11 protein-coding genes are annotated in these 11,686 nt (G+C 68.4%); 8 read left to right on the top strand and 3 right to left on the bottom strand.

Annotated features, from left to right (window positions below; all coding sequences use genetic code 11):
• Positions 1 to 23 precede the first annotated feature (23 nt).
• Positions 24 to 938, top strand: coding sequence for a DMT family transporter (locus tag C6V83_RS11505; RefSeq protein WP_234353698.1), 915 nt, complete (start codon positions 24 to 26; stop codon positions 936 to 938).
• A complete protein-coding gene (locus C6V83_RS11500; protein ID WP_267893951.1) occupies positions 935 to 1,615 on the top strand; it encodes an HAD family hydrolase in 681 nt (226 codons plus the stop codon). The genes C6V83_RS11505 and C6V83_RS11500 overlap by 4 nt, the downstream gene beginning before the upstream one ends.
• 37 nt (positions 1,616 to 1,652) lie before the next feature.
• Here the strand turns inward: C6V83_RS11500 and C6V83_RS11495 are convergent, their stop codons facing one another.
• Positions 1,653 to 2,672, bottom strand: coding sequence for a polysaccharide deacetylase family protein (locus tag C6V83_RS11495; RefSeq protein WP_234353697.1), 1,020 nt, complete (start codon positions 2,670 to 2,672; stop codon positions 1,653 to 1,655).
• Positions 2,669 to 3,421, bottom strand: a complete 753-nt coding sequence (locus tag C6V83_RS11490) for a class I SAM-dependent methyltransferase (protein WP_105942509.1) — start codon at positions 3,419 to 3,421, stop codon at positions 2,669 to 2,671. Before C6V83_RS11490 ends, C6V83_RS11495 begins: the two co-directional genes overlap by 4 nt.
• A gap of 158 nt (positions 3,422 to 3,579) precedes the next feature.
• Here C6V83_RS11490 and C6V83_RS11485 point away from each other — a divergent pair, with 158 nt between their 5' ends.
• From C6V83_RS11485 to C6V83_RS11475, 3 genes are all read left to right on the top strand, one after another.
• The gene (locus tag C6V83_RS11485; protein ID WP_105942508.1) at positions 3,580 to 3,843 is read left to right on the top strand and encodes a phosphoribosyl-ATP diphosphatase; all 264 of its coding nucleotides are present in this window, start codon (positions 3,580 to 3,582) and stop codon (positions 3,841 to 3,843) included.
• Positions 3,844 to 3,869: 26 nt separating this feature from the next.
• Positions 3,870 to 4,718, top strand: coding sequence for an ATP phosphoribosyltransferase (gene hisG / locus C6V83_RS11480; protein WP_105942507.1), 849 nt, complete (start codon positions 3,870 to 3,872; stop codon positions 4,716 to 4,718).
• Between the two features lie 148 nt (positions 4,719 to 4,866).
• A complete protein-coding gene (locus C6V83_RS11475; RefSeq protein WP_105942506.1) occupies positions 4,867 to 5,181 on the top strand; it encodes a GIY-YIG nuclease family protein in 315 nt (104 codons plus the stop codon).
• A 223-nt stretch (positions 5,182 to 5,404) separates the two neighbouring features.
• Here the strand turns inward: C6V83_RS11475 and C6V83_RS11470 are convergent, their stop codons facing one another.
• Positions 5,405 to 6,289 carry a thioesterase family protein gene (locus C6V83_RS11470; protein WP_105942505.1) on the bottom strand — a complete coding sequence of 295 codons (885 nt, stop codon included), beginning with the start codon at positions 6,287 to 6,289 and terminating at the stop codon, positions 5,405 to 5,407.
• A 117-nt stretch (positions 6,290 to 6,406) separates the two neighbouring features.
• Here C6V83_RS11470 and C6V83_RS11465 point away from each other — a divergent pair, with 117 nt between their 5' ends.
• The 3 genes from C6V83_RS11465 (at position 6,407) to C6V83_RS11455 (ending at position 11,647) form a co-directional block, all read left to right on the top strand.
• Complete coding sequence (locus C6V83_RS11465; RefSeq protein ID WP_105942504.1) at positions 6,407 to 7,237, top strand: tRNA (adenine-N1)-methyltransferase; 831 nt, start codon at positions 6,407 to 6,409, stop codon at positions 7,235 to 7,237.
• Between the two features lie 87 nt (positions 7,238 to 7,324).
• Entirely contained in the window at positions 7,325 to 9,001 is a 1,677-nt protein-coding gene (gene arc, locus C6V83_RS11460) for a proteasome ATPase (RefSeq protein WP_105942503.1), read from the top strand.
• A gap of 39 nt (positions 9,002 to 9,040) precedes the next feature.
• Positions 9,041 to 11,647, top strand: coding sequence for an FHA domain-containing protein (locus C6V83_RS11455; RefSeq protein WP_105943889.1), 2,607 nt, complete (start codon positions 9,041 to 9,043; stop codon positions 11,645 to 11,647).
• The last annotated feature ends 39 nt before the right edge of the window (positions 11,648 to 11,686 follow it).

Here is an 11,686-nt window from a genome sequence, read left to right as displayed (position 1 = left end):
CCTGACTAAGAGGAGTATCCGACGTGCACGTGACCTGGGAGTCGGCCTTGGCGGTCGGGCTCGCGCTGCTGGCGGCCCTGCTCTTCGCGGTGGCCGCCGTGCTCCAGCAGAAGGGCACCGAGGGCATGTCCGACAAGGATGCCGTCGGTGCGGGCTTCCTGGTGAAGCTCGCCAAGCGGAAGGTGTGGGTGGCCGGGATCGTCGCCGACACGCTGGGCTTCGTCGCGCAGGCCGGTGCGCTCGTCTTCGGCAGTCTGCTGCTGGTACAGCCGCTGCTGGTCACCACGCTGCTGTTCGCGCTGCCGCTGGCCGCCTACGGCAACCGCCGCAAGCTCACCCTGCGAGAGTGGTCGTGGGCGTTGGTGCTGATGGTCTCGCTGATCGTGTTCATGGTGCTGGGCGAGCCGACCGAAGGGATCAACGATCCGTCGGGTAAGAGCTGGATCGTTCCGATCGCGATTCTGATTCCGGTGGTGGCGTTCTGCGTGGTCCGCGGATCCCGGATGCCGCACGGCACCGGACGCTCGCTGACCCTTGCCGTGGCCGCGGGGCTGCTGCTGGGCTACTCGGCACCGTTCACCAAGACGGGCATCGACGGCTTCGCCCACGGCCTCCTCGGCGGGCTGGCGAGCTGGGAGTTCTGGGCGATGGCGATCACCGCCACCCTCGGCACCCTGTGGCAGCAGTCGAGCTACCAGGCCGGCGACGTCCAGACCAGCCTTCCGACAGTGACCGTGCTCAAGCCGGTGGTGGCGATGGTTCTGGGCCTGACTATCTACGGGGAGCACCTGAAGGTGGGACATGTCGGCGACGCGATCGTGATCGCCGCACTGGTCGTCATGTTCGTGGCGGCCTTCGCGCTCGGCCGCCTCGGTGCGCCTCCGGACGCCCCGGATCCCGCCGCCGCCGGCGCGGCGCCGAAACCCGCGTCGTCGTGAGCGCCGCACGCTTGCCCGCAGCCGTCCTGTGGGACATGGATGGCACCCTGCTCGACACCGAGCCGATCTGGGACGTCGCCATGGAGCAATTGGCCCATCGGCACGGCGTCGAGATGACCGAGCAGCTGCGGCAGGCCACGCTGGGCAACAGCACCGTCGACGCCCTCACCAAAGTGTTCGACGCGGCTCAGGTCCCGGAGTCCGGCCGCGATTTCGAGGCCGTCGAGGCCTGGATGATCGGCCTCGTGGTGGAGTTGTTCGACAGCGAGTTGCCGTGGCGACCCGGGGCGCGGGAGTGCCTCGACCTGGTCGGGGCCGCGGAGATTCCGATGCTCCTGGTGACCAACACCCAGCGGGAGGTCGCTGACATCGCGATCGCCACCCTCGGCCGGGAGCGGTTCGCGGCCACGGTGTGCGGCGACGAGGTAGCGGCAGGCAAGCCTGCTCCCGACATCTATCTGCGGGCCGCCGAGTTGGCCGGGGAACACCCGCACGCCTGTCTGGCGATCGAAGACTCGCCGACCGGGGCAACCGCCGCTCACGCAGCCGGCATCCCCCACCTCGTCGTGCCGTCGCAGATTCCCGTGCGCCCGGCCGCCCGGCGGGTGTTCCGCGACACGCTCGAGAGCCTCACCCTGGACGACCTTGCCGGCATCTTCGCCGCGGCGCGCACCTGACCCGCCGCGGCCGCGCCGCGCGGGGAGTCACCGGGGGTCAGACCGCGAGGCGGTGGGCGTCGCGCAGCCGGCGCGCGAATGCCTCCCCGCCGCATTCGACTGCCTGCAGGCGGGGGAGTGCGAGGAGGTCGTCCGCGGCGACGGCGGCGACCGGCCTGCTGGTGCACGCGATCTCGATTCCCGCCCGCCGGACTGCGCTGCGTGCGGCCGCGTCGTTCCGGCCATAAGGGAACGAGAACCGGGTGACGGCCTCACCGGTCAGCTCGCGCAGGCGCCGCCGCCCGCGGTCGATCTGCCGGAACTGTTCCTCGGGGGACAGGTCGGTCAATGATGCATGGTCCATCGTGTGACTGCCGATCGCGATCAGCGGGTGGGCGTGCAGGACCGCGAACTGCTCCTCGGTCAGGGCGGGCCGCGGCGGCGGGGCGCCCACCGGCTGTCCCGCCCAGTCGAGAAGACAATCGACCGCGTCGTCCTGTTCGTCGGGCTCGAGCACCACGATCGTGTCCCAGAGGTCACGGAAGAGCTGCTGGCGGTCGCAACTGGGACCGTCGACGTCGGCTCGCCAGGTCCGCGTCTCGGCGGCGTCGGCGGGGTCGTCGTCGATCCGGAAGGTGCGGCTCGCCCCAAACGGGAAGCGCAGGTATCCCGGCAGCACCTGGTCTCCGAGGATCGCCCGCTCGAGCCCGTCCCACCAGAATTCCCGGGTGCGGCCGAGCGCCGAGCCGATCACGAAGACGGTCGCCGGGATCGCGTGCCGTTCCAGGATCGGCAGCGCCGCGGTCAGGTTGTCGGCGTAGCCGTCGTCGAAGGTCACCGCGACGCGAGCGCCGTCTCCGCGATACGACGACGCATCGGTGAACTCCCCGAGATCGGCGGCGAGGCGGTGCTCGGCCAGGACGGCCATCTGCTCGTCGAACGCCGACGGGCTCACGCAGATGCCCCACGGGTCCACGGTGGTCTCGGCGATGCAGTGGTACATGAGGATGCCGGCGCGCCGTCGATACCTCCGGGAGCGGGCACCGAGTCGGCCGGCGAGTGCGCGTCCGGGGGTCACGGTGCTCTGGTCGCCCGGACGCCGAGGATCACCGGGTATTCGGGATCGACGACGTCGAGATCGGCGGGGTCCATCTCCTCCAGGCTCACACCGTGCAGGAAGGCGGTGGCGGCCAGCACGTTGCCGTGCACGGCGACGTTCACCCGGTCCGCTCCGAACTCGTCGTCGAACAGCCGCTGTGCCGAGTACTGGGTGAAGTTCCAGTACCACTGCGCCGCCCAGCGGGGGTCGCCGAGCTGGCTGAATCCGGGCATCGTGCACAGTACGGTGCCGCCCGGCTTGAGGATCCGGTGCAGGGTGGCGGTCACTGCCTGGACGTCGTAGATCAGTTGCAGGGTCTGCGTGATGACGACGCAGTCGTAGGTGCCGTCGGGGATCTGCGGCGCATCGGTCAGGTCGGCGACATAGGTCGCGTCGGGGATGTCGAAGTAGTTGCACATGTCCGATTCGGCGACGTTCCGGCCGAACTGCTCGGTGTAGAGCCGCTCGCCGACCTCCAGGACCCGGCCGGTGATGAGCGTCGCGTCCGCGGCCATGAAGCTCTCGATGTAGTAGCGGTCCAGCGGATGGCCGCGGAAGTTTCCGAATTCGCGACAGATCGGCTCGGTGCCGGCCAGGTCGCCGAAGTCGACTCGGCCGATGCGCGGGCGCTGGCGGCTGCGGGTGTAGCGCCTGATGAGGCGCTGGTAACGGTTCTCGCCGAGCACACCCTTGACCAGGGCGGTCCGCTTCTCCTGCAACGTGGTCATGCTGGCTTCCCTCTTTGGCGACACTAAATAAGGATAGGGTGACCTTAGTTGATGCTGGGTGTCTGCTGTCAGTCCGGGAGGTGTGATCTTGCTTCCGCCCGCACGGGTCGACAGCCTGCGCGGCGAGCCGCGGAGTCGGCGTGCGAAAATGGACAACCGTGAAAACCTTCGACGAACTCTTCGCCGAGCTGGCCGAGAAGGCAGCGACCCGACCGGCGGGCAGCGGCACCGTCGCCGCGCTCGACAAGGGCGTCCATACGCTCGGCAAGAAGATCATCGAGGAGGCCGGCGAGGTGTGGCTGGCTGCCGAGCACGAATCGGACGAGGCGCTCGCCGAAGAGATGAGCCAGCTCCTGTACTGGCTGCAGGTCATGATGATCAAGCGCGGCCTGCAGCCCGAAGACCTGTACAAGTTCCTGTAATCCAGACGATCGAAGAGAGCCTCGCCATGCTGCGCGTCGCCGTGCCCAACAAGGGCGCACTGTCCGAAGCCGCCTCCGGGATCCTGTCCGAGGCCGGCTACCGCAAACGCTCGGATCCCAAGGACCTGAACGTGATCGACGTCGAGAACGACGTCGAGTTCTACTTCCTCCGGCCTAAGGACGTGGCGATCTACGTCGCGTCAGGGCGGCTCGACGTGGGCATCACCGGTCGTGACCTGGCCGCCGACTCCGGCGCCGAGGTGAGCGAAGAAGTCGCTCTGGGCTTCGGCTCGTCGACCTTCCGGTATGCGGCGCCGGCCGACGAGACGTGGAGCGTCGAGGATCTCGCGGGCAAGCGCATCGCCACCTCGTATCCCAACCTGGTCCGCCGGGATCTGGGCGAGCGGGGGATCGACGCCGAGATCATCCGCCTCGACGGCGCTGTGGAGATCTCCATTCAGCTCGGCGTCGCCGACGCGATCGCCGACGTCGTCGGCTCCGGGAGGACCCTGCGCCTGCACGGACTCCGGGCCTTCGGCGAGTCGCTCTGCGACTCCGAGGCGGTGCTCATCCGCGGCGTCGACGGGCGAGAGCCCTCCAAGGCGGCCCAGCGTTTCATCGCCCGAGTCCAAGGCGTGGTGTTCGGTCAGCAGTATGTGATGATCGACTACGACTGCCCCAAGTCTCTGCTCGAACGCGCGTCGGCGCTGACCCCCGGCCTGGAGTCTCCGACCATCTCGCCGATGGCCGATCCGGACTGGCTCGCCGTGCGCGCCATGGTGCCGCGCAAGCGTCACCAGCAGCTGATGGACGAGCTCTCCGAGCTCGGTGCCCGAGCGATCCTCGCCAGCGACATCCGCTCCTGCCGCTTCTGAATCGAGAAGCCCGCCACCCGTTCGCTCGGCCGAAATCAGACCGTCGGACGTCCGGCGGGAGCGGGTTGTCCACAGCCTGCGCGAGCAGTCGCGCGTGACTGGGGATTCCCGGGTCGACATCGTCGTGGATGTGGGCGAGCCTTGATGCATGCCCGCGTATGTGTACATCCTTAAGTGTTCTGACGGATCCTACTACGTAGGCAGTACGCGACACGTGGAGTGGCGCGTGAATCAACATAACGCCGGAAACGGTGCTGCGTATACGCGCCGCCGTCTTCCCGTGACGCTCATGTGGTGCGCCGAGTTCGAACACATAGGGGAGGCGTTTGCGATGGAGAAGCGAATTCAGGGCTGGTCGCGGGCCAAACGGGAGGCGTTGATCGCGGGCGAGTTCGACAAGCTGCCAGGCTTGTCGAAGCGCGGGTACCGACCGAGTGCGCACGGGGAGGTCGGCGACGAGTGATTTCGACTCGCTTCGCTCGCTCAATCATCGAACGGGAGGTCGGCGACGAGTGATTTCGACTCGCTTCGCTCGCTCAATCATCGAACGGGAGGTCGGCGACGAGTGATTTCGACTCGCTTCGCTCGCTCAATCATCGAACGGGAGGTCGGCGACGAGTGATTTCGACTCGCTTCGCTCGCTCAATCATCGAACGGTAGGTCGGCGACAGGTGATTTCGACTCGATTATCGAGCGGTGCTCGGGGTGAGGAGCACGGTCTGGGCGGAACGACCGAGGAAGCCGTTCGCGTCGTACAGGTCGGCGAAGCTGGCCCCGTACCCACGACTGCCGCCGGCCATCGACGAATCGATGCCGATCCACGGACCGGACGGCGGTGCCACCAGGTGCACCGTGGTGTCGGTGTTCATCCACGACCACTCCCGCGGGTCGAGCATCGCGCCGAGGCCGTTGGCGACGTCGATCACGGTGAACGCCGATGCCAGATCGCTGGTCTCCTCGCCGGCCACCAGCGGAAGCAGCGGCCGTAGCCAGACCGCGGGGGTATCGCCGTTGCGACCGGACTGACCGGCGATCTCGACCGTTCCGATGAACCCGACCTTGCCCCAGGCCACCGAGACGCCGTCGATCTCGGGGAACCCGACCATCCGGGGCAGTTCTTCCGGCGAGGCAGGCAACGGCGGATGCGGAGTCTTCGCGATCGCCGACGAGTCGCCGGTCTTGAGTCGCCATGCGACGGCGCGCGCCGCCGTGCGCCACGTCCCGTTCGGCGCGAGCACGTCGAGTTCGGCGGCGATCTGGCTGATCTGGCGACCGGGCCGCGGCTGGAAGACGCGCACCCGGTTCACGCCGAGGCCGACGGGCCCGAGGATGTCCATCGTGACGCGGCTGAAGGCCTGCCCGTCTGCGGCGCCGACGGCGTTCTCCATGGTCCGGACCAGCAGCCCGGTGGGCGGGCCCCCGTGCTGGATGTCGGCCGACCACACGCTGACGGTCGCTCCGGTGGGCTGGAAGTACTCGTATCCGGGGTCTGCGCCTTCCGGTGAGGTCGGCTCGTAGTAGGCGCCGTACTCGCGGGCGTCGGACTGATCGAGGTTGATTGCGGGGGCCATAACCGCACTCTAGGTCACGCCGGGTGAGCGCTCGCTCACCAGGTGGTGTGACAAGCTGTAGGCCGCAGGCCCGCCACGGGGGCGAGCCGACCGGGAGAAAGCGAAGCACACTTCACGATGGCGACCACCGGGCCCTTCGCCGAGGGCGACCGCGTTCAGCTCACCGACGGCAAGGGACGCAAGTTCACCGTCGTCCTGGAGCCGGGCAAGCAGTTCCACACCCACCGCGGCGCGATCGCTCACGACGATCTGATCGGCGCCGACGAGGGCAGCGTGGTCGCGGCCACGAGCGGCACCGAGTATCTGGCGCTGCGCCCGCTGCTCACCGACTACGTGGTCTCGATGCCGCGCGGCGCTCAGGTGATCTACCCGAAGGACTCGGCCCAGATCGTCGCCGAAGGCGACATCTTCCCCGGAGCCCGGGTGATCGAGGCCGGTGCGGGATCGGGTGCTTTGACGCTGTCGCTGTTGCGTGCGGTGGGCGAGAGCGGCTCGGTGCTCTCGTACGAGATCCGTGACGACCACGCCGAGCACGCGGTCAGGAACGTGGAGACCTTCCTGGGCGGTCGGCCCGCCAACTGGGAACTGCGCGTCGGCGACCTGGCCGAGCACGACCCCGCCGAGCAGGCGGACCGGATGATCCTCGACATGGTCGCACCCTGGGAGTGTCTGGACACAGTCAAGGCCACTCTCCGGCCAGGCGGCGTGCTGATCGTCTACGTCGCCACCGTCACCCAACTCTCCCGGGTGGTGGAGGCGCTGCGCGAGCAGACGTGCTGGACCGAGCCGCGCGCCTGGGAGTCGATGGTCCGAGACTGGAGCGCCGTCGGCCTCGCCGTGCGACCCGAGCACCGAATGCAGGGGCACACCGCGTTCCTCGTCACGGCGCGACGGCTCGCCGACGGACAGCAGACGCTGCGCGTCCAGCGCCGCCCGACGCGCGGCTGAGGCGGGCGGATAAGCTGGTAAGCAGAACCTAACCGGTCGCGGATCTCGCGCCGGGAGGCCGGTTTCGATCTCGAGGGAGCAGTGCGCATGACATCGCCAGACCGCCCGACCAGTCGCAGCGCCGGAACTGCGGAGTTGACCGAGCGCGTCGAACAGCTCACCAAGCGCAACGAGAAGCTGCTCGACACGCTCAAGGATGCTCGTCAGCAACTGATCGCGCTGCGCGAGGAAGTGGACCGTCTCGGCCAGCCGCCGAGCGGGTTCGGCGTGCTCCTGGAGGTGTGCGACGAGGGCACCGTCGACGTGTTCACCTCCGGCCGCAAGATGCGCCTGACGCTCTCGCCGAACATCGAGACCGAGACCCTGCACCGCGGGCAGAGTCTGCGCCTCAACGAGGCGCTCACCGTGGTCGAGGCGCTGGGCTACGACGCAGTCGGTGAGATCAGCACCATGCGCGAGCTGCTGGGCGACGGCAGTCGTGCGCTCGTCGTCGGACATGCCGACGAGGAGCGGGTGGTCAAGCTCGCCGAGCCTTTGATCCACGCCGACGACGGCGGCCCGGCCGAGCGGCGGCTGCGGCCCGGCGACTCGCTCCTGATCGACTCCAAGGCCGGGTTCGCGCTCGAGCGGATCCCCAAGGCCGAGGTGGAGGATCTGGTCCTCGAAGAGGTGCCGGACGTCGACTACGAGGACATCGGTGGCCTCCGACGGCAGATCGAGCAGATCCGCGACGCGGTGGAACTGCCGTTCTTGCACGCGGAGCTGTTCCGCGAGTACAGCCTGCGGCCGCCCAAGGGCGTGCTCCTGTACGGTCCGCCCGGCTGCGGCAAGACGCTGATCGCCAAGGCCGTCGCCAACTCGCTGGCCAAGAAGATCGCCGAGGCCCGTGGCGACGACGTCCGCGAGGCCAAGAGCTACTTCCTGAACATCAAGGGGCCGGAACTGCTCAACAAGTTCGTCGGCGAGACCGAGCGGCACATCCGGCTGATCTTCCAGCGTGCGCGGGAGAAGGCCTCTGAGGGCACACCGGTGATCGTCTTCTTCGACGAGATGGACTCGATCTTCCGGACCCGCGGCTCCGGTGTGTCCTCGGACGTGGAGACCACCGTCGTGCCGCAGCTGCTCAGCGAGATCGACGGCGTCGAGGGACTGGAGAACGTGATCGTGATCGGCGCCTCCAACCGCGAGGACATGATCGATCCGGCCATCCTGCGCCCCGGTCGGCTGGACGTGAAGATCAAGATCGAGCGTCCCGACGCCGAATCGGCGATCGACATCTTCTCCAAGTACCTCACCACCGAACTTCCGCTGCACCCGGACGACCTCGCCGAGTTCGGCGGGGACGCGCAGGCGTGTGTCGCCGCCATGATCGAGCGCATCGTGGAGCGGATGTACGACGAGACCGACGACAACCGCTTCCTCGAGGTGACCTACGCCAACGGCGACAAAGAGGTCATGTACTTCAAGGACTTCAACTCCGGTGCGATGATCCAGAACGTCGTCGACCGGGCGAAGAAGTTCGCAATCAAGGAGCAGCTCGACACCGGCCGGGGTGGCCTGCGGATCGGGCACTTCCTGGATTCGATCCTCGACGAGTTCGCCGAGAACGAGGACCTGCCGAACACCACCAATCCGGACGACTGGGCCCGCATCTCCGGCAAGAAGGGGGAGCGGATCGTGTACATCCGGACGCTGGTGACCGGTAAGAACAGCGGTGCAGCCCGGGCGATCGACACCGAGAGCAACACCGGTCAGTACCTGTAACGACGGCGTGCCGACGGGCGGGCGCTAGAGTTGCCGGTGATGAACCGACCTGAGCCGACTCCGCTGCAGATCCGTATCGACTCGGGGCAGGTCCACGTGGTCACCGCCTCGCCGGCGACCCTGGGCCGCACACCCGAGAACACGGTGACGCTGAACCATCCCCTGATCTCGCGCACCCATCTGGCCTTCGAGTGGACGGCGGCCGGCTGGGTGGTCACCGACAAGGGCAGCACCAACGGCTTCTTCGCCGCGGGAGTGAAGGTGCCGCAGGTGCCGGTCCGCGGAGTCACCGTGATTCGGCTGGGCGACGCTCAGCACGGCCCGGTGCTGGAGTTGACCCCGCAGGCGGCGTCGTCCCGCCCGCTGCCTACTCAGCGGCCAGGCGTGGCCGCACCGCCGTCGCGGCCGATCGCGGCGCAGAGCCCGCCGGCGCTGCCGCCGCACGGACACCGGCCGCCGCCCGCGCCGCCGTCGCGTCCGATACCGGCGCAAACGGCCCCGCCGTCTCGTCCGGTGCCGTCACAGCCGATCGCGTCGTCGCCGGCGCCCGGACAGCGGCCGGCTCCGCAGCAACCCGCCGCGTTCGGCAAGCTGCCGAACGCCCCGCACCTGGCGGCGCTGCATCACAACGCGTCGGCGATCTTCGAGGTCCCGGGCGAACTGCGGGGAGGCCGCGAGCGGATCTCGTTGAGCGGCGTCAAGACGATCGGCCGCACCCCGGACAACGACATCGTGGTCAGCGACGTGCTGGCGTCCCGGCACCATGCGCGGCTCACCGCCGGCGGCACCGGGCTGTTCATCGAGGACCTCGGGAGCGTCAACGGGACCTTCGTCAACGGGCACCGGGTCCGCAGGCACCCGCTGAACGAGAACGACGTCGTCACGATCGGCAACAGCGACTTCGTGGTCTCCGACGGAAACCTGGTGCGCGGCCGCCCGAAGGCGGCGATGAGCGGCGGCCTCGAGGTGGACGGCGTCGGCCTCACCGTCGACGGCGGCAAGGTCCTGTTGAACGACATCTCGTTTCAGGCGGGCCCGGGCACGCTCACCGCCATCATCGGCCCGTCGGGAGCCGGCAAATCGACGGTCAGCAAGATCGCCGCGGGCCTCAACAGCCCTACCATCGGACGGGTCTCGTTCGAGGGCCGCGATGTGCACGACGAGTACGAGGCGCTCCGCAACCGCATCGGGATGGTGCCGCAGGACGATGTGCTGCACAGCAAGCTCACTGTCCGCCAGGCGCTGCGCTACGCCGCTGAGCTGCGGTTGCCGGCCGACCTCTCGACGGCCGATCGCGACCAGGTGATCGACGGCGTGCTCGCTGAGCTCTCCCTCACCGAGCACTCGCAGACCCGCATCGACAAGCTGTCCGGCGGTCAGCGCAAGCGTGCCTCGGTCGCGATGGAGCTGCTGACCGGCCCGTCGTTGCTGATTCTGGACGAGCCCACCTCGGGCCTGGACCCGGCGCTGGACCGTCAGGTGATGAAGACCCTGCGCGATCTCGCCGACGCCGGCCGTGTGGTGCTGGTAGTGACGCACTCGGTGGCACATCTGGAGACCTGTGACCAGGTGCTGCTCCTGGCTCCCGGGGGCAAGACCGCCTACTGCGGCGAGCCCAAGGGCAAGAAGGCCGAGCTCGGCTCCGACGACTGGGCGGAGATCTTCGAGAACGTCACCCGGAATCCGGATCTGGTGTGGGACAACTACCGGCGACGGCACCCGCACCGCCCGGCGCCACCGGCGCAGCCCACCGGACCGCCCGTGGTGGTTCCGCAGGCGTCGGCGGGCAGGCAGTTGTCGACAGTCGCCCGCCGCCAGTGGCGGCTGATCGTCTCCGACCGCGGTTATCTGGCCTTCCTCTTCTTGCTGCCGGTGGTCCTGGGTCTGCTCACCCTGGTGATACCGGGTGACACGGACTTCGGCATCACCGAGACCAAACCCGGCTTCGCCCCCGGCACCACCGTTCCGAAGGATCCGGTGGAAGCGGTGCAGCTGTTGGTGGTGCTGGTGATCGGCGCGGCCTTCATGGGGGCGGCCCTTACAGTGCGGGACCTCGTGTCCGAGCGTGCGATCTTCGAACGCGAGCGCGCGGTCGGTCTCCGCCCGGGCGCCTACCTCAGCGCCAAGACCGTCGTGTTCTTCGTGCTCGCCGCGGTGCAGAGCGCGATCATGCTCGGGATCACCTTCGGCCTGCGTGGGATTCCCGAGCACGGCGGGGTGTTCCTGCCGCCCCCGGCGGCGCTCTTCGTCGCGATCGCGGTGCTCGCCTGTGTGAGCTCGCTGGTGGGCCTTGCGATCTCGTCCCTGGTGAAGTCGAACGAGCAGACCATGCCTCCGCTGGTCATCGTCGTAATGGTGCAGCTGGTGTTCTGCGGCGGGCTGTTCCCGATCACCGGCGCCGTCGTCTCTCAGCTGTCGTGGATCTTCCCAGCCTATTGGGGCTACACCGCGGCGGCGCAGGCCGTGGACCTCCCGCAGATCAATCCCGAGGCGAGCCAGATCAAGCACGCCCAGGGCGAGGAGCCGAAGTACCCGCTGTGGGAGCCGACCGTCACGCACACGCTGATCGCGTATGGCGTCCTCGTCGGCATGGGTCTGCTCCTGTTCCTGCTGATCTACAGCCGCCTCCGCCTGAAGAAGCGCTGATCCGCGCGGAGGTGGTCTCGACGTCGCTCGACCAGCGGG

The organism is Gordonia iterans (genome assembly GCF_002993285.1).
Classification (GTDB): domain Bacteria; phylum Actinomycetota; class Actinomycetes; order Mycobacteriales; family Mycobacteriaceae; genus Gordonia; species Gordonia iterans.
Note: the sequence above shows the minus strand (reverse complement) of the source record. Positions and strands in the feature narration are given on the sequence as shown.

Bases quoted from the DNA above. Each gene is read 5' to 3' on its own strand.
- C6V83_RS11490 (WP_105942509.1), bottom strand. From the start codon at position 3,421: ATGACCACGTTGCAGGAGAAGCGGACCGCCCTGGTCAAGGGTGTGCTC.
- hisG (WP_105942507.1), top strand. From the start codon at position 3,870: ATGCTGCGCGTCGCCGTGCCCAACAAGGGCGCACTGTCCGAAGCCGCC.
- C6V83_RS11475 (WP_105942506.1), top strand. From the start codon at position 4,867: ATGCCCGCGTATGTGTACATCCTTAAGTGTTCTGACGGATCCTACTAC.
- C6V83_RS11470 (WP_105942505.1), bottom strand. From the start codon at position 6,289: ATGGCCCCCGCAATCAACCTCGATCAGTCCGACGCCCGCGAGTACGGC.
- C6V83_RS11465 (WP_105942504.1), top strand. From the start codon at position 6,407: ATGGCGACCACCGGGCCCTTCGCCGAGGGCGACCGCGTTCAGCTCACC.
- arc (WP_105942503.1), top strand. From the start codon at position 7,325: ATGACATCGCCAGACCGCCCGACCAGTCGCAGCGCCGGAACTGCGGAG.
- C6V83_RS11455 (WP_105943889.1), top strand. From the start codon at position 9,041: ATGAACCGACCTGAGCCGACTCCGCTGCAGATCCGTATCGACTCGGGG.